This window comes from Qipengyuania rhodophyticola, assembly GCF_042493225.1.
In the GTDB taxonomy this organism is placed as follows: Bacteria; Pseudomonadota; Alphaproteobacteria; order Sphingomonadales; family Sphingomonadaceae; genus Erythrobacter.
In genome coordinates this window covers 3,063,996-3,079,383 of record NZ_CP170454.1, presented here as the reverse complement: position 1 = coordinate 3,079,383, position 15,388 = coordinate 3,063,996, and the positions used below count along the sequence as shown (strand labels likewise).

Annotated in this window: 19 protein-coding genes; 3 read left to right on the top strand and 16 right to left on the bottom strand. The window is 58.4% G+C overall.

Features of this window, described 5'->3' with window-relative positions; all coding sequences use genetic code 11:
• Position 1: 1 nt before the first annotated feature.
• A complete protein-coding gene (gene fliE, locus ACFCXQ_RS14610) occupies positions 2 to 358 on the bottom strand; it encodes a flagellar hook-basal body complex protein FliE (protein ID WP_379551831.1) in 357 nt (118 codons plus the stop codon).
• Entirely contained in the window at positions 355 to 1,653 is a 1,299-nt protein-coding gene (locus ACFCXQ_RS14605) for a sigma-54 interaction domain-containing protein (RefSeq protein WP_379551829.1), read from the bottom strand. Before ACFCXQ_RS14605 ends, fliE begins: the two co-directional genes overlap by 4 nt.
• Before the next feature lie 220 nt (positions 1,654 to 1,873).
• Between ACFCXQ_RS14605 and ACFCXQ_RS14600 the strand changes: the two genes are divergently transcribed.
• The gene (locus ACFCXQ_RS14600; protein WP_379551827.1) at positions 1,874 to 2,692 is read left to right on the top strand and encodes a flagellin; all 819 of its coding nucleotides are present in this window, start codon (positions 1,874 to 1,876) and stop codon (positions 2,690 to 2,692) included.
• A 553-nt stretch (positions 2,693 to 3,245) separates the two neighbouring features.
• Here ACFCXQ_RS14600 and ACFCXQ_RS14595 read toward each other — a convergent pair.
• Genes ACFCXQ_RS14595 through flgB form a run of 13 tightly spaced genes read right to left on the bottom strand, consistent with a single transcriptional unit; the run spans position 3,246 to position 12,913 of the window.
• Positions 3,246 to 4,121 carry a flagellar motor protein MotB gene (locus ACFCXQ_RS14595; RefSeq protein WP_379551825.1) on the bottom strand — a complete coding sequence of 292 codons (876 nt, stop codon included), beginning with the start codon at positions 4,119 to 4,121 and terminating at the stop codon, positions 3,246 to 3,248.
• A gap of 13 nt (positions 4,122 to 4,134) precedes the next feature.
• A complete protein-coding gene (gene motA, locus ACFCXQ_RS14590) occupies positions 4,135 to 4,998 on the bottom strand; it encodes a flagellar motor stator protein MotA (RefSeq protein ID WP_379551823.1) in 864 nt (287 codons plus the stop codon).
• A 29-nt stretch (positions 4,999 to 5,027) separates the two neighbouring features.
• A complete protein-coding gene (locus tag ACFCXQ_RS14585) occupies positions 5,028 to 5,948 on the bottom strand; it encodes a flagellar biosynthesis protein FlgL (protein ID WP_379551821.1) in 921 nt (306 codons plus the stop codon).
• Positions 5,945 to 7,285, bottom strand: a complete 1,341-nt coding sequence (gene flgK, locus ACFCXQ_RS14580) for a flagellar hook-associated protein FlgK (protein ID WP_379551820.1) — start codon at positions 7,283 to 7,285, stop codon at positions 5,945 to 5,947. The genes ACFCXQ_RS14585 and flgK overlap by 4 nt, the downstream gene beginning before the upstream one ends.
• Before the next feature lie 3 nt (positions 7,286 to 7,288).
• A complete protein-coding gene (locus ACFCXQ_RS14575; protein ID WP_379551818.1) occupies positions 7,289 to 7,636 on the bottom strand; it encodes a rod-binding protein in 348 nt (115 codons plus the stop codon).
• The gene (locus tag ACFCXQ_RS14570; protein WP_379551816.1) at positions 7,633 to 8,733 is read right to left on the bottom strand and encodes a flagellar basal body P-ring protein FlgI; all 1,101 of its coding nucleotides are present in this window, start codon (positions 8,731 to 8,733) and stop codon (positions 7,633 to 7,635) included. Before ACFCXQ_RS14570 ends, ACFCXQ_RS14575 begins: the two co-directional genes overlap by 4 nt.
• A gap of 14 nt (positions 8,734 to 8,747) precedes the next feature.
• The gene (locus tag ACFCXQ_RS14565) at positions 8,748 to 9,446 is read right to left on the bottom strand and encodes a flagellar basal body L-ring protein FlgH (RefSeq protein ID WP_379551814.1); all 699 of its coding nucleotides are present in this window, start codon (positions 9,444 to 9,446) and stop codon (positions 8,748 to 8,750) included.
• An 8-nt stretch (positions 9,447 to 9,454) separates the two neighbouring features.
• Positions 9,455 to 10,243, bottom strand: coding sequence for a flagellar basal-body rod protein FlgG (gene flgG, locus ACFCXQ_RS14560; RefSeq protein ID WP_379551812.1), 789 nt, complete (start codon positions 10,241 to 10,243; stop codon positions 9,455 to 9,457).
• A gap of 32 nt (positions 10,244 to 10,275) precedes the next feature.
• Positions 10,276 to 11,019 (bottom strand): flagellar basal body rod protein FlgF, encoded by a 744-nt coding sequence (locus ACFCXQ_RS14555; protein ID WP_379551811.1) that lies wholly within the window; start codon positions 11,017 to 11,019, stop codon positions 10,276 to 10,278.
• Between the two features lie 5 nt (positions 11,020 to 11,024).
• Positions 11,025 to 11,843 (bottom strand): flagellar hook-basal body protein, encoded by an 819-nt coding sequence (locus ACFCXQ_RS14550; protein ID WP_379551810.1) that lies wholly within the window; start codon positions 11,841 to 11,843, stop codon positions 11,025 to 11,027.
• 39 nt (positions 11,844 to 11,882) lie between these two features.
• On the bottom strand, positions 11,883 to 12,155 hold the full coding sequence (locus tag ACFCXQ_RS14545; RefSeq protein WP_379551809.1) for a flagellar hook assembly protein FlgD: 273 nt from the start codon (positions 12,153 to 12,155) through the stop codon (positions 11,883 to 11,885).
• Positions 12,156 to 12,158: 3 nt separating this feature from the next.
• Positions 12,159 to 12,569, bottom strand: coding sequence for a flagellar basal body rod protein FlgC (gene flgC, locus ACFCXQ_RS14540; RefSeq protein ID WP_379551807.1), 411 nt, complete (start codon positions 12,567 to 12,569; stop codon positions 12,159 to 12,161).
• Positions 12,566 to 12,913 carry a flagellar basal body rod protein FlgB gene (gene flgB, locus ACFCXQ_RS14535; RefSeq protein WP_379551805.1) on the bottom strand — a complete coding sequence of 116 codons (348 nt, stop codon included), beginning with the start codon at positions 12,911 to 12,913 and terminating at the stop codon, positions 12,566 to 12,568. The genes flgC and flgB overlap by 4 nt, the downstream gene beginning before the upstream one ends.
• A 213-nt stretch (positions 12,914 to 13,126) precedes the next feature.
• Between flgB and ACFCXQ_RS14530 the strand changes: the two genes are divergently transcribed.
• Positions 13,127 to 13,783 carry a MotA/TolQ/ExbB proton channel family protein gene (locus tag ACFCXQ_RS14530; RefSeq protein WP_379551804.1) on the top strand — a complete coding sequence of 219 codons (657 nt, stop codon included), beginning with the start codon at positions 13,127 to 13,129 and terminating at the stop codon, positions 13,781 to 13,783.
• Positions 13,780 to 14,202, top strand: coding sequence for a hypothetical protein (locus tag ACFCXQ_RS14525; protein ID WP_379551802.1), 423 nt, complete (start codon positions 13,780 to 13,782; stop codon positions 14,200 to 14,202). Before ACFCXQ_RS14530 ends, ACFCXQ_RS14525 begins: the two co-directional genes overlap by 4 nt.
• A 20-nt stretch (positions 14,203 to 14,222) precedes the next feature.
• Here the strand turns inward: ACFCXQ_RS14525 and ACFCXQ_RS14520 are convergent, their stop codons facing one another.
• Positions 14,223 to 15,311: a GGDEF domain-containing protein gene (locus ACFCXQ_RS14520; protein WP_379551801.1), complete on the bottom strand. Its 1,089-nt coding sequence runs from the start codon at positions 15,309 to 15,311 to the stop codon at positions 14,223 to 14,225.
• Positions 15,312 to 15,388: the final 77 nt, after the last annotated feature.

The window sequence follows — 15,388 nt, the reverse complement described above, 5'->3', positions numbered from 1 at the left end:
GTTACACCCCCATCCGCATAATTTCTTGATAGGCCGACAACAGCCTGTTGCGTACTTGCAGGGTGGCCTCGAACGCGACGCTGGATTCCTGCCGCGCGAGCATAACCTGAGCGATATCGGTCACCTCGCCGCGTTCATACGCTGCCGCCATGTCGGATGATCGCTTTTGCGCCGCATTCACACCGTCAAGCGCATTACTCAGCGTTTCGGAAAAGTCCGGCGCTTTGGCAGGCGCTGCGTCTGTTTTGGGCGCGCTGTCAGCATTCTGAAGTTGTTGCAGAGCGTCATTGCGCTGCACAATCTGCTGCCGCAGAGCGATGATCTGCTCGACACCGCCGCCGCCATTGACGGGTTTCATGACCGGCCCCCAGCAATGGCGAGCCCGGCATCACGCATAGTCGCGAGGCGGTAGCGCAGGGTTCGCTCTGAAATACCGAGCCTTTTGGCTGTTTCACCGCGCTTGCCAGAACATTCTTCAAGAGTGCGAAGAATTGCCTGAGATTCTGAGCGGAAGGCGATGTCCGACAGGCTGGCATCGTCGGTTTGATTTGCCTGATCTGCTTCGGCGCCGGGCATTGCTGAATTGGTGCGGGGGGGGCTTGCCTCCCCCTCCAACCCGCGGACGGGCTGATCAAAGCGAATATGCGCCGCGCTGATAAGGCCTGGATCACCCGCTAGCAGCATCGCCCGACGCATCACATTTTCCAGCTCACGAACATTGCCGGGCCAATTGTGATTGACGAGTAGCTCAATCGCATCATCGTTGATCCAGCGCGCCGGGCCCGAAATTTCGCTATGCCTTAGCAGCATCGCAAAGGCGAGCGGGGTAATGTCGCCAGGGCGTGCTCGCAAAGCCGGGATGCGCAATGGAAACACATTCAAGCGATAATATAGATCTTCGCGGAAGCGGCCTGCGGTGATTTCCTGAGGCAGCTCGCGATTGGTACAGGCGACCACGCGCACATCAACGGAGATCGGATTGGTCGCGCCTAATGGTACGACTTCGCCTTCTTGCAGAGCGCGCAGCAGTTTCGCCTGAAGCGCGATGGGCATTTCGCCGATCTCATCGAGTAGCAGCGTGCCGCCATCAGCAGCGCGGAAAAACCCCTCTTGCGCCTCGCTTGCGCCGGTAAATGCGCCCTTGCGGTGACCGAATAGCATCGCCTCAAGCATAGCCTCAGGCATGGCAGCGCAATTGATAGCCACGAACGGACCATCACGGCGCTCGCTGCTGTCGTGCAGATAGCGGGCGAGCACTTCTTTGCCCGTGCCGGTGGGCCCCTCGATCAGAACGGGAATATTGCTGAGCGCGACCTGACGGGCCAAAGTGAGGAGAGCAATTGTCTCTTCATCGCCCGCAATAGGCGCGCCTGACAGGGTCGCGGCGGCGAGGAAAGCGGGAGCGGCTTTGCGCGGCTGAGCTAGGTCATAGGCCAGTTCGCAGTGATTACGGCCGGTCATCCGCAGACCCGGCTTTCCATCAGAAGACAGCGTAACCTTGCGATCATTGCGCCGGTGCGGAACATCACCGTCCAGCGGCTCAACAATATGCGAAACGTCGTCCCGATCATCACTCAAGAGAAGCGGATTCACCTGATCAATCAGGCGGTAATGTCGTTTTTTTGCGTGCTCAGCGATGCGAAGGGTGCCCATGAAATTTCCCCGAATTAACCCTCTATATTCAGGCGTTTTATCGCCGTGCGATGTCTGAATCCGATGAAATTAAGGCCTAGTAGTAGTACTAGGTTCGACGATTGGGTCTCTGGGCAGGGCGCGAAAAAGGGGCACTTAAACATTCCGACAAGGGCCCGTTCTGGTTTGTGGCAGCCGCGGTTTTTCAAAAATGGCTGCGGCACACACCAGGAGACAAAAAATGAATGTTATCAATACCAACATCGGCGCGCTGAAGGCCTCAAACGCATCAGGCATGGCCTCAAAGATGGTCGGCGTCGCGATGGAGCGTCTTTCAACGGGTCAGCGCATTAATGGCGCGAAAGACGACGCCGCTGGCCTCGCCATTGCGACGACAATGACTTCAGACATCCGCGCGATGAACCAAGGCATTCGTAATGCGAATGACGGCATCGCTCTGGCGCAAACAGCTGAAGGCGCTCTGGATGAAGTATCCAACATGCTTCAGCGTGTTCGCGAGCTGGCGGTTCAGTCATCATCGGGTACATATGCTGACACAGACCGTGCCTTTATGAACGCAGAAGTCACCGAGCTTCAGGACCAGATCAACGACGTTCTGACGAACACAGAGTTCAACGGCGTTACCTTGTTCAGCACCACTGCCGGTACCGACGTAACCGTCGATATCGCAACCGATGCGACCAACACTGTAACACTGACAAGTGAAGCGATCGACGGCACGAACATTTCGGCCACTGCGCTTGATGTGTCTAGCGCCACTCTGGCAGGTACAACCATCGCCAACGTCGATCTTGCCTTGGATGATGTAAGCGGCACACGCGCGACGCTGGGTGCTGGCCAGAACCGTTTGGACTCGGCGATCAGCAACCTCACATCAACCTCCACGAACCTGAGCGATGCGCGTTCACGGATCATGGATACTGATTACTCAGCTGAAACAACTGCGCTCGCGAAAGCACAGATCCTGAGCCAGGCTTCGACTGCGATGCTCGCACAGGCCAACCAGAGCCAGCAGAACGTCCTCTCGCTGCTGCGTTAATCCCCTCCTACCCCTTGGGGATGATCATTCCTTCGGGAATGGCGCTGGACCCGGCACTCCGCCTATGGAGTGCTGGGTCTTTTCGTTTGGTGCGGTGCATTAACGTGCTGGCGGCGGATGGGCGAGAAGCCTTGGCGCAAGTACCTGGTGCCGCAGCACTGAGGACGTGGTTGGGGCGGCGTACCGGAACGTATGGGGAAGGGGCGAGGTCTATCTGGGATGGGCAGCGTGGCCAGGGCCTCGAGTGGGCCGGCTTGATGGGCCTATGAGGCAGCATCCTCGTTCGTTAATGCTCGCGGATCGTGGCCGCATCCGCCGTTTGTGGGCGCTGGACATAGTGCAAAGCCAAATGCGCTCGTAGGCTGGCAAATCTTATGTACTCAGCTGCGCATATAGTTTGACGCTCCTGCAAGCCATAGCTGCCCGAACACACCGATGAGTGCTGGCAAGAATAACGTCTACCAACACTGCCAAAGCAGCGTCTGAGGAGCTCATATTTCGTGATTGCGGCCGCCCCTGTGGGCAGGGGCCGTACAGGGGGTCTAGGGATGCCCTAGCTAACCACCAGCACAGACATACGCCTATTGCGCGGGTCTGTCGGGTCATCGCGGACCAGCAATTCGCGGTCTGCTACCCCTTCAATCCGGGCAAAGCGTCTTTGCGAGATGCCCTGACGGATAAACTCTTGGCGGGTAGCCTCAGCACGCCCAGCAGAGAGCGACCAATTGTTCGCCCGCGCTCGGGACCGCCACGGCAGGCCATCGGTATGACCGCGAATAATGAGCTCTTCTGGGCTGTCTTTGAGAGCGTCGCTGACGACCCCCAGAAGCTCGCGTGCCTCAGGCGCCAGCACGGTCGTTCCCAATGCGAACATCGAAAAGTCAGCATCATCGACCAAGTCAATGCGCACACCCTCAGGCGTCCTCACAACACGCACTTGTTTGATCAGCCGCTTAAGCCGCTCGCTCTGCTGGAGCCGCTCAATAATCCGCTTCTGAATAATCGCCCGTTTGGCATCAGTCGCTTCAACGCTCGCCCCGCCGTCCTTCTGCGGACCGCCCTTTGTGGCGCGCGGAACCGTGATTGCCTGATTGCCGGTCTGCCCTTGTTGGTTGGGATAATTGTCAACATCAGTGATGGAGCTTCCGCCGAGCATTCCGTCCGCACCCGCTGATTGTTGCCGCATCTTGACCAATGTCGGGGCGAAATAGTCTGCAATGCCTTTGCGCTGATCCTCCGTGGTCGCGCCGAGCAGCCAAAGCAGCAGAAAAAACGCCATCATCGCGGTCACAAAATCGGCATAGGCGACTTTCCAGGCTCCGCCGTGATGCCCGCCTTCCTCGATAGTGATTTTCTTGACGATGATCGGGGCAAGCGGTTGCGCTGCTTCTTTGCCGCCATCGATGTCAATCGGTGTTTCGCCGCTCATACCAATGGTTTCCTTAGCGTCCGCGCATCATGTCCATGAGATCAGTCAGCTTGGGCCGGTGTGCTGGTGGCAAACCAGAACGAGCAGCCTCCAGTACCAGCGGCTGCGGATATCCATGCAGGGACGAAATAAGAACCTGCTTGATCGACTGGTACATCTGCGCATCATGCGTGTTCACCTGTTTCAGCCGGCTCGCCATCGGACCCGCCAAGCCATAGGCGAGGAAGATCCCAAGGAAGGTGCCCACTAGCGCGCCGCCAATCATACCGCCCAAGACTTCTGGCGGCTCATTGATTGAGCCCATGGTCTTAATCACACCCAGAACCGCGGCAACGATGCCAAGCGCCGGAAAGGCATCGGCTAGACCTTGGATCGCATGTTGCGGCTCGTCCAACTCGTGCAGCTGTACCTTGATGGCGTTGTCGATCACATCCTCGACTGCGTTGGTATCGAGCGTGCCGCTGGAAACGACCATCAAGGTCAGCGGGTCGCAGATCATATTGCGCACGGAATCGTCTGCGAGCAAATTTGGATATTCGGCAAAAATGGTCGAATTTTCCGGCTCCGTCACATGGCTTTCCAAAGCCACTGCACCTTCAGAGCGCATCAATTTCATCAGCTTGCTGCACAGGGCGATCACATCAATGTGGTCCTGATCGCTATATTTTGGTCCCTTAAAAACTTTGCCAAACCCGCCGCCCAAAAGCTTGATTTCATGCATCGTATTGCCAATCAGAACAGCGCCGATGGCAGCGCCGCCAATCATCATCATCTCAAAGGGGAGGGCGACCAGAATGGGCCCTAAGGAACCACCCGCGAGCAGAAACCCGCCAAAAACCATGGCGAACAGCACAACTATGCCAATTGCGGCGAACATAAGTTAACGTCCTTTCGTTGCGCCGCGCGTCAGATGCGGTCGAAGAGTGTCAGTGAGGAAAGGCGGGCGAAGCTGGCTTGGCTGGCCTCCAACACAGTGAGCACTTGCTGCAATCGGCTGATCGCGCTGGCGAGATCAGTGCCGCCAACCTCAGCGGTCTCGATAGCGCGTGTCTCGCCGCGCAATTGCTGTGATGTATCCACGGTATCGACCCAGGCGAGGCGCGCGCCGATGACCGCCTGATTGCGGCCCGTGGTGTCAATTGCAGACTCGACCCCGGGCAAGGCGTCGCGCGCAAAGGCCCCCGGATCAGCGACCCCGCCGCGCAGCGCGCCCGAGAGGGATTGAAGGAATGCCAGCACGTCGGTTGGCGTGCCCTGATTGTCAAAGTTGAGCACATCAGGTCCAGTGACCCCGCGCTCTATCGAGACACCGTCTGCGATGGTCAGGGATGAACTGTTTGCGCTGCCCGCATAGATCGCATTGCCCGCCGCATCGAGAGTGTATGCGGGGCCCTCTGTCTCGCCGCCGAAGAGCGAACGGCCTGCGCTGCTAGAGGCATTGATATTGGCAAAGATGCTGTCCCGCAGGACATCGATTTCGTCTGCGATGGCAATGCGGCCTTGCTCTTGGATGGTATCCGTGCCGGCTTGCAGCGTCAGCTCGCGCACGCGGATTAGGGCATCGGCAATATCGCCAATATTTGCCGAGGCATCGCGCAGCTCATTGGTCACAAGGTTAGAATTGCCTGCATCGACGTCGGCCAAACGCTCTTGCCGTGCCAGATCGCGCAGGCGCGCGGCGGCCACCGGATCATCAGATGATCGCTCAAGCCGTTCACCTGTTGCGATTTGCTGCTGGAGCCGCTCGGCCTGCCCTTGCAGATCGCTCATTTGCGTTTGCGAGCGCCGGAAGAATGCGGCGGTTGAGCTGGAAAGGGGCTCGATCATCGGCCCAGTCCCAGCACAGTGTTGAAGATTTCACTGGCGGTCTGAATAATCCGGCCTGATGCCTGAAAAGCTTGCTGGAAGCGGACGAGATTGGTCGCCTCTTCATTGAGATCAACTGCGGTTTCGCGCGCCAGTGCGCTGTCTGCGCTTTGCGCCACTGTGGCGAGCGCATCGCGCGTTACGGTGCGGGAGCTGATGGTAGAGGAAAGCTCCAGCAAGATGCGATTGGCTTCGGATGGAGGACCGCCAGTGGCAAACGAGGCGCGCAAAGCGTCAAGATTGCCGGTGTCGCGGCTGTCTGCAAGAGCGCCAGCGGGCGCGGTGGCAATGCCCGCGCCGCTGCTCAGCACAATCCCGATAGTGCCCGCATCACTGCCGCTGAAAAAGGGCTGGCCCGCAGTCCCATCAGGCGCGGTGCCATTGGCCTGCGCATCATTGACGGCGGTAATGATCTGCGCGGCCAGCCCGTCGAGCTCTGCGCCTAAATCGCGTTGCTCGACTAAGGCCGAGGCTTTTCCTGCCAAGCCGCCCGTTATCGGATCGGCAGCCGCTCCATCGAGCGTGAAGGCGACTGTGCCGTCAGGATTATTCGTCAAAGCAAGCGTGCCAGCAGTCGCGTTTTGGACAAGCGTAGGCCCAGCATTATTGCCCAATTGCACGCTGACCGTGCCATTATCCTCATAGCTGACAGCAATGCCGACCTCATCGGAAAGCCTGCTGAGCTGCGCATCACGTTGATCTAGCAAGGTGATTTGCGCAGTTGTTCCCGGCTGCGTTTTGCCGAGTGCAACATTGAGCCGGGCAAGCTCGCTCGCAGCGGTGTTGACCCTGTCCACACCAGCGGCCGCTTCACCTCGGATTTGTTCCCCGCTGGCCGCTAAGCTGCTGTCGGCAATGCGCAAACTATCGGCGAGCCCGCGTCCATTCTCCAGAACCACTGCACGTACGCCCTCGTTTAATGGGTCGCTGCGCAGCTGGCCAAGGGCGGCTTCAAATCCAACAATCGCTGGGAAGATCTGTGCTTGTTCGAGCGCTTGCTCGCCGCTGCGAAGCCCGGCCAGTTCAGCATCAGCGCGCGCTGCATCGCTGCCCGTGCGGCGCGCCTCATTTTGCAGAAATATCGAATCCGAGCGGCGGAATTCCTCGACCCTTACACCCGATAATTGGCTGCTCGAATAATAGGCGACGCTGCCGGTTGAGCGGACCTCAGCCAAGGCGACTGAGCGGCGCGAATAGCCCTCGCTATTCGCATTGGCGATGTTTTGCGCGGTCACATCCAGCGCGGCCCTTGCCGCAAGCGCGCCGCTGCGCCCAATATTGATGAGGTCCGATGGCATGGTTTACCTTCCGCTTTGCTGCATCAGTGAGGTGAGCTGACGCTCGATCTGGTCGGCCAGACCGAGGCCGCCATTTTGCGAGGCGATTTCGGCGAATTGCTCGTCGCGCATGGCGGTGAACTGATCGAGGCCGGGGCCGGTGAAGGGCGTCTGTTCGGCAATTGAGCTGGCGCGGGCAGAGGCGAGCATCTGGCGCAGAAAAATGGCCTCGAAAGCCTGCGCTGCCTTGCGCAAATCAGACCGTTCGGCGGCATTCTCAGGCGCGGCCTGGGTGGATGGCGCGCTCTGGACGGACGGCGCATTCGTGGCGCTGCCGACCGGCGGAGTGGGCAGGAGAGCAGGCGGTGTCATATGATCACCATTTCCGCTTGCAATGCACCCGCTTGTTTCAGCGCTTCGAGAATGACCACAAGATCCGCCGCGCCCACACCAAGCATATTAAGCGCATCGACAATTTCCGACAGGGAGGCCGCGCCGGGCATGGCGATGACATTACTTTCTTGCTGCTCGACAGTGATTTCAGTGTCTTCCTCAACCGCTGTCACGCCATCGGTGAAGGGTTCAGGCTGAACGATCTGCGGGTTTTCATCAATCCGAATGGTTAGCCGGCCATGGCTAATCGCGGCGGGTTGAAGGCGGACAGCCTGATTGATCACCACCGTGCCTGTGCGGCTGTTCACGATCACACGCGCGGCCTTAGGTGCAGGCGTTACGGGGATCATTTCGATCTCAGCCATCATGGCCGAGCGCGCGTCATTGCTGAGCGGCAACGAAAATTCGAGCGTTACTGCGTCAATGATCGAGGCTGTGCCGGGAAACTGATCATTGATGGCATCACGCATGCGGCTGGCGGTGAGAAAATCGGCTTGGTGCAGATTATACCGCAGCTTGCCTTGCTGGTCGAAGCCGGTTGCCACCGCGCGCTCTACCGTCGCGCCATCAGCGATGCGGCCAACGGTGGGGACGTTGACCGTCAATTGCGAGCCGTCGCGGCCTGATACGCCAAGCCCGCCCACCGCAACATTGCCTTGTGCAATTGCATAAACCGCTCCGTCCGCGCCATAAAGCGGGGTCATAATTAAGGCTCCGCCGCGTAGGGATTTGGCGCGCCCCATGGTGGAGACGGTGATGTCGATCCGTTGTCCGGGCTTGGAGAAGGCGGGCAATTCTGCGGTAATAATGACAGCGGCGGCGTTTCGAAGACCCGGCGAAATGCCGGGCGGCAAGGGCATACCCAGACGACCGGAAATACCGCGCATCGCCTCTGTCAGATACTCAAAATTATCATCGCCTGTACCATCAAGGCCGACCACCACGCCGTAACCGGTCAATTGGTTTGCGCGAAGGCCCTGAAACGCGCCAAGATCACGCACACGCTCTGCCGATGCGGCGACCGGTGTGAGGATGGCGAGCGCGGTGAGCACTGCGAAAAGAACCTTGGAAATCATCTTTCGTGCGCCTCTTAAAACGGTGAAATCTTGGCGAAAAATTCGGATAGCCAGCCAGGTTTGCTGGCGCGCTGGATCGTGCCTTTGCCGGAATAGAGTATTTGGGCATCGGCCACTTGGCTCGACATCACGCGATTGTCGCTGTCGACATCGGCAAGCCGGATGAGACCGGAAAACTGCACAAATTCTTTGCCTTGGCTCAGCGCCATATGTTTCTCTCCCACAACTCGCGCGGTGCCGCCCGGCCGCACTTCTGCGATCGAGACCGAGATGGTCCCGTTCAATGTACTGCGCTGGGCAGCATTGCCTGAACCATTGAACGACGAATCTCCCGAAGCATTAAGGGCGTTTGGGTTCAAAAATGAGAGCGGGCCGGCAATGGGCGGGATAAGGGATGCCGACCCGCTTCGCCCCGTTTGGGACGATGTGCTTTTGGTGCTGGTGATGTTTTCGACCAGTACGATGGAGAGAATATCGCCCACGCGGCGCGCCCGAAGCCCTTGGTGAAGCGCGGCATAGCCTTGCGAGACTTGCAGGATCGCGCCTTTTGAGCTGGCGGGCACATGAGGCGCAGTTGTTTCGGGAGCAGCAGCCGCAGTCACTGGCGCGACAGGAGGCGGGGCGAAGCCAGCCATAGGACGCACGCCATCGGACATGCATCCAGCCAGCAGAAAGGGCGTAGAAAGGATAAGCGCGGCGCGGGTTAAGGTCATGCGGGGCCTCACAATGTCTGGTTCGCGTTTTGGAGCATCTCGTCGACCGAGCTGATCATCTTGGAATTGATCTCGTACGCGCGCTGTGCCTCGATCATCTCGACCAGCTCTTCCACGACATTGACGTTGGAGGATTCCAGCATGCCTTGGCGAATGCTGCCGCGCCCATCCAATCCGCCCGGGCCGATCTCCGCCGCGCCGCTGGCAGCGGTTTCGACGAGGAAGTTGTCGCCAATTGCCTGAAGCCCTGCGGCATTGGGGAAGTTCGCGATGGTCAACTGACCCAGCTCTGCCGGTGCGGCGTCGCCAGGCAAGGTCGCAGACACAGTGCCATCGGGCGCAATCGCCAACGAACTTGCTCCTGGCGGCACTTGGATTCCAGGTTGCAGCGCATAGCCTTGCGATGTGACCATTTGCCCATCTGCGCTGAGGGTAAAATTGCCTGCGCGAGTGTAGCCTTGCTGGCCGCCGGGCAGCTCCACTTGGAAGAGGCCCGGCCCATCCAGTGCCAGATCGAGCGAATTGCCCGTTGTGGCGAGCGTGCCTTGCGTGTTGATCCGGCTGGTGCCCTGAACGCTGACGCCAGTGCCCAGGTTAAGCCCCACCGCATAAGCGGTCTCATTGGTGGAGCGCTGCCCCGCAACACGGGTGTCTTGATAGGCCAGTGTTTGGAAATCAGCGCGGTCACGCTTGTATCCAGTGGTGCCGATATTCGCGAGATTGTTGGCAATAACGCGCATACGCGTGTCTTGCGCCTCAAGCCCGGTGCGGGCGACATGAAGTGCGGATGTAGGCATAGGAGTGTCCTTCTTCCTTTAGCTTTTTCGGATCAACGCAGGCTCATCAGGCGCGCGCCCGATTGGTCGAGTTGTTCAGCGGTTGAGATGATTTTGGTGCGCTGTTCAAAGGCGCGCTGTGCCTCAATCATTTGGACCAAAGTGGTTGCGGTATCGACATTAGAGCCTTCCAGAGACCCACTGACGAGGCGTGCGGTTGGGTCAGCTGGTAAAGCGCCGTTATCTGGTACACGCAGCCAGCCATCGAGATCTTTAAATACGGCGCTGCCCTCTGGATTGGTGAGCTTGAGCCGTCCAATCTCCGCAGGCGGTGCCTCAGGCGCGGCCGGGTCGCTTTGCAGCAATGTGCCGTCATCGGCGATGGAGATTTGTGCGCCAGCGGGCACCGTAATGGGTCCGGCTTCCCCTAGAACGGGTAAGCCATCGCCATTTTGCAGCACGCCTGTTTCAGTGATGGATAGATCGCCGCGGCGTGTATAGACCTCTGATCCATCGGGCGATTGCACCGCGAGCAGGGCGTTGCCGACGAGCGCCACATCCAGAGGTTGGCCGGTAAACTCCACTTGCCCGCCCGTCATGTCTGCGCCGCGCACCGCGCCCTGCGCCATAGAGCGCGCCTCATATCCGGTATCACTGCGGATCGTGATAGGCGTGACCGAGAACTCCTCCGCGCGGAAACCCGGCGTCGACACATTGGCCAGATTATTGGCCACGGCCCGCTGCCTATCCATGGAGGAATTCATGCCCGAAAGCGCTGTGTAGATCAGCCGGTCCATCGCGCTTAGGTCCGCAGGTTAATCACGGTTTGCGAGATCTGGGTGGCGGTATCGATGGCCCGCGCATTCGCCTGGAAATTACGCTGAGCCGTGATCAGCGCGACCATTTCCTCAGCCAGATCGACATTGGACCTTTCCAATGAGCCGGATAGGATATTGCCGGCATTGCCATTGCCGGGCGGGGTATAATTGGGCGCGCCAGAAACCCCGGTTGCCTCCCATTTGGTTTGCCCAATCCCGCGTAGGCCATCGGGCGAGAAGAAGTTCGCGACTGCGACGCGGCCCACCGCCTCATTGGTGCCATCGGCATAGGATGCAAAGATGACGCCATTATTGTCAACGACAATACCAGACAGATCATCACCCGCCGTATTGGTCAGCGGGACCAGCGCGTCTTGTGTGGTAGCGGTGGAAATGAGGTTGCCCGCAGGATCAGTCTCAAAAACTTGTAGGCGATTGGCCGTGGAATCGGTGAGGTTGCCCGCGCCATCCACTCTGATGCTGCCATTGCGAGTGAAGGTAACCTCGTTATTTTCCGTGTTGCGCATGGCGAAAAAGCCGTCGCCATCGACCGCCAAGTCGAGACTTCGTCCAGTCTGCTCAATCGCGCCAAGGGAAAAGTCTTGATTGATCGAGGAAACGGTTGCGCCAATCCCTGTCGCGAGGCGAGGGTCAGCGGCGGAACCATTGGAAATGATGTCAGCAAACTGCGCATTGGAGCGTTTGAAACCGGTCGTTTCTGCGTTGGCGATATTGTGTGCGACAACGCCGAGATCGGTCTCTGCATTGCGCAGTCCGTTAAGCGAGGTGTAAAAGCTAGTCATGGATTAAGTCCTTCGTGTGGGGGTTAGGCCTGTTCGCGATTAGCTGCGCTGAGCGTTGATCAACTCTTGCAATTGAGCCGACATATCGGCGAGCCGCGCGTTGGTTTCATTGGTTCCGGCGAGGCCAGAGAACTGCGCCATTTGCGCCAGCATCTCCTTGTTCTCGACCGGCTCAAGCGGGTCTTGCTGCTGCAACTGAACCGTCAAGAGGCGCAGAAAGTCGCTCTGGTCGAGCGTACTGAAACTGTTGCTGGTCTGGCGCGTACCAGCTGCGTTGAGATTGGCGAGCGTGCTGGAAATTGCATCGGTCATGGGTCAGTTACTCCTTAAGGTTTCGAGCATTAATTGCTTGGCTGTTTGCAGCGCTTCGACGAGATTTTGATACTGGCGCGCGCTCTCCATGATCTCGACCATCTCGCCGGTCTCATCGACGGGTGCATCCCAGACATCGCCATTTTCATCGGCGAGCGGGTGATTTGGGTCATGGCGCTTGATCGGCGCGGCATCGCTCAGCTGCATCCCGGTGACGCGCACGGATGTGAGGCCGGACGCTTGATCAAGCTGGGCTTGGAATACTGGACGGACGGACCGGTAGGCCTCTGCCTCGCTGCCGGCGACCGAGCCTGCATTGGCAAGGTTGGAGGCGGCGGCATTCATGCGCACCATCTGGGCTGACATGCCGCGCTGAGCGAGAGTGAAAAGGTTCATTCTATCGCTCATGGTCATTCACCTTTGAGCGCGCGGGTGACTTTATCGACCTTGCCCTGAACGAAGGACAGAGTGGCGGAATAGGCGACGGCGTTTTCGGCAAAGGCGAGCTGCTCATTTGCAAGCTCAACAGTATTGCCATCAGCCGAGGCCATGGTCGGGATACGGTAAGCGCTGTGCTGCGCGAGCGCTTGCTGTGTGCTTGCCCCATCAGTGCGCGCGGCGAGCGCGGCGGCAAAGTCGATATCGCGCGCTTTATAGCCCGGTGTCGCGGCGTTCGCGATGTTTGACGTGAGCATGCCCATCCGCTGAGAACGCAGTTCTAGCGCTGCTCCGTGAATGCCGAATAATTTCTCACTCATGGGTTGCTCCCTTCCGGACGTTTCAATTCCGATCCATCTGGTAGCAACCCACGTGCCAAACGTCATAAACTATTGATAAATAATGACTGTGATTGCATGCCGGGGTATGGGCGGCAAAGCTTTGCCGCGCTATCGGCAAGTCTTCACCGCGCTTAACAAACTGGCGCAATGGCCGTTCTTGATTGTGTAGATAATCGGGATGGCAGAGCAGACGTGAATTTTGAGCTTTTGATTGATCCAGTAAGCGCCAGTTTCGTGGTGCTGGGCACGTGCGCTGCTACTTTGGCGCGCAGTGGATGGCGCGATAGTTGCGAGACGTTTGCGCAAATTGCCGAGTTGACGCGTAAACCTTTCGAGATGACGCAGGCCCGCGCCGAGCTGAGCTCGCAAGTCACCCGGATGCAGCGCGACGGAGTGATCCGAACACAGCCGCGAGCCGTTTCTGACCGCGAGCTAACCGAGGCAACTGCGGCGCTGGTCTATCACCGATCGATTGATGCTTTGGTTGACGAGCATGATCGCCATTCGGCGCAGCGCCGAGCTCGGCGCGAACAAGCAGTTGCCACCTTGAACGAGGCAGGCGAGCTTGCGCCGGTTCTGGGTCTCGCGGGCACCTTGCTCGCGCTTAGCCAATTGCCGGGTACTGATTTGATTACTGAAGGCGCAGTGATGAGCTCGGTTTCGCAAGCGGTCGTCTCGACCTTTTACGGCTTGATCTTAGGACATCTTTTGTTTCTTCCATTAGCCAGCGCGATTCAGCGCCGCGGCCGCCTTGAAGACAGCCAGCGTAGCAAGTTGGTCGCATGGCTAGTGGAGCAGCTTGAACCGGCCTGCCCCTCATCTGCCTCACGCGTTAGCGACGCAGCATGATAAACCGGCAATCGGCAAGCTGGCAGATCATCCTGGCTGACATCGCTCTGATCCTGTTCCTGACAACCCTGGCCGCGTTTGTGGCCCAGCGCAGCAACCGTGATGTGTTGCTTGCCCGGCCTCAGGCCGTCCAGCCCCAGCTCGCCTCACCCCAAGCGATTTACCGCCGCAGCACGGATACGTCTTTGGGACAATGGATCCGTCAGCAACAGCCTGATGATCGCCTGACCTTGACTATCTTTGCACGGTACTCGCAGGGCGAACGACAATCAGTCTGGCAGGAGGTCGAAAACTTGACGCGTGATGCAAAGCGCGCAGGCCTTGAGCCCCGCATTATCATCGAGGCCGGTCCCAAGCGCGATATCTTTGCTGCGCTCGCTTATGATGAGATGCCCGTCAGAGATCCGCGTACACAGTAACGCTCAATATACATCCGAGGCTAACCAGCCTGAATGATGCGGTTGCGCCCCTCGTCCTTTGCCCGGTAAAGCGCTGCATCCGCCGCAGCTAACGCTTCGCGAGGATTCTCCGAGGCGAATACGTCAGCAATGCCGGCTGAGAATGTGACTTTGCCGATCGCTTGCTTATTGCGCCGGGCCACAAATTTGCGACCTGCCAATTCTCGGCGTGCAAGGTCGAGGCAGTCGAATGCTTCCTGAGCGGTTTGCTTGCGGATCAGCATGATAAATTCCTCGCCTCCATGGCGCGCAACGAAGCAATCGGGCGATGCGTAGCGTTGTAGTACACCGGCAATTGCGCGCAGCATGCGGTCGCCTGCTTCGTGACCGAAGGTGTCATTGATCCGCTTGAATTTGTCGACGTCGCATATCGCCACAAACAGCGGCTCGCTATTGGCGACAGCTTGCCGGTGGAATTGTTCAAGTGTTTGCTCAAACGCCCTGCGATTGGGTAGACCTGTCAAGTGGTCGCAATTGGCCTCTATTCTTGCTTTGTCGAGCTGCGCGCGAAGGTGCAGGGTCTCGTCCTGGCTTCGCTGCATGCTTTTCTCGATACGGTTTAGCGTGGTCAGGACTGCGCCGGAAAGCTTTAGCACCTGTTCCGCGCTGATCCCTCCGATGTTGGCCTCATCAACATGTTTCTGCATTGCGTCTTGAGCCTCGTCATTCTCACTTTGTGCGGCTGCGGTGGTATCAGCGAAGGAGACGACTGCCCTCTCGATCTGGTCGATAACTCGCTCGAGGGATGGATCATCGCGTTTGGTTTTGGCGTGCTCTTGCGCGACTTGCTCAAGCCAGTGCTGACAAATCGCTTCACCCGCCTCCTCACGATCGACTACTTTGCGGGTCAGCGAGAGATCATCGCCAGAGAATATGGTGTGGGCGAAAGATAGGTTTCGCGCGTCTAGAGGCAAATCATGATGCAGAAGAAAGTTTGAGATTTGCTCCAGCAAATCGCGCTTCGCCGCATGGTTCCAGTGTCCTTCGCGTGCAGTACTTTCTGGCTCAGCCAAAGACACAGGCAGAGTTTCTTCCGGACGCCTTTTTCTGCTCGAAAATTGATAAGTCATGAGACGAGCTTTTCTCCATGTGGCGCGCTGGCTCTAACTGTCGGCCGCGCATTGATCATGATGTTCGTTGTTTTCAA

Coding starts and splice junctions, on each gene's coding strand:
- ACFCXQ_RS14520 (WP_379551801.1), bottom strand. CDS start 15,311: ATGACTTATCAATTTTCGAGCAGAAAAAGGCGTCCGGAAGAAACTCTG.
- ACFCXQ_RS14570 (WP_379551816.1), bottom strand. CDS start 8,733: ATGATTTCCAAGGTTCTTTTCGCAGTGCTCACCGCGCTCGCCATCCTC.
- ACFCXQ_RS14595 (WP_379551825.1), bottom strand. CDS start 4,121: ATGAGCGGCGAAACACCGATTGACATCGATGGCGGCAAAGAAGCAGCG.
- ACFCXQ_RS14605 (WP_379551829.1), bottom strand. CDS start 1,653: ATGGGCACCCTTCGCATCGCTGAGCACGCAAAAAAACGACATTACCGC.
- ACFCXQ_RS14565 (WP_379551814.1), bottom strand. CDS start 9,446: ATGACCTTAACCCGCGCCGCGCTTATCCTTTCTACGCCCTTTCTGCTG.
- ACFCXQ_RS14585 (WP_379551821.1), bottom strand. CDS start 5,948: ATGATCGAGCCCCTTTCCAGCTCAACCGCCGCATTCTTCCGGCGCTCG.
- ACFCXQ_RS14600 (WP_379551827.1), top strand. CDS start 1,874: ATGAATGTTATCAATACCAACATCGGCGCGCTGAAGGCCTCAAACGCA.
- ACFCXQ_RS14575 (WP_379551818.1), bottom strand. CDS start 7,636: ATGACACCGCCTGCTCTCCTGCCCACTCCGCCGGTCGGCAGCGCCACG.
- ACFCXQ_RS14550 (WP_379551810.1), bottom strand. CDS start 11,843: ATGACTAGCTTTTACACCTCGCTTAACGGACTGCGCAATGCAGAGACC.
- flgB (WP_379551805.1), bottom strand. CDS start 12,913: ATGAGTGAGAAATTATTCGGCATTCACGGAGCAGCGCTAGAACTGCGT.
- flgC (WP_379551807.1), bottom strand. CDS start 12,569: ATGACCATGAGCGATAGAATGAACCTTTTCACTCTCGCTCAGCGCGGC.
- ACFCXQ_RS14555 (WP_379551811.1), bottom strand. CDS start 11,019: ATGGACCGGCTGATCTACACAGCGCTTTCGGGCATGAATTCCTCCATG.
- ACFCXQ_RS14525 (WP_379551802.1), top strand. CDS start 13,780: ATGATAAACCGGCAATCGGCAAGCTGGCAGATCATCCTGGCTGACATC.
- ACFCXQ_RS14545 (WP_379551809.1), bottom strand. CDS start 12,155: ATGACCGATGCAATTTCCAGCACGCTCGCCAATCTCAACGCAGCTGGT.
- flgG (WP_379551812.1), bottom strand. CDS start 10,243: ATGCCTACATCCGCACTTCATGTCGCCCGCACCGGGCTTGAGGCGCAA.
- fliE (WP_379551831.1), bottom strand. CDS start 358: ATGAAACCCGTCAATGGCGGCGGCGGTGTCGAGCAGATCATCGCTCTG.
- flgK (WP_379551820.1), bottom strand. CDS start 7,285: ATGCCATCGGACCTCATCAATATTGGGCGCAGCGGCGCGCTTGCGGCA.
- motA (WP_379551823.1), bottom strand. CDS start 4,998: ATGTTCGCCGCAATTGGCATAGTTGTGCTGTTCGCCATGGTTTTTGGC.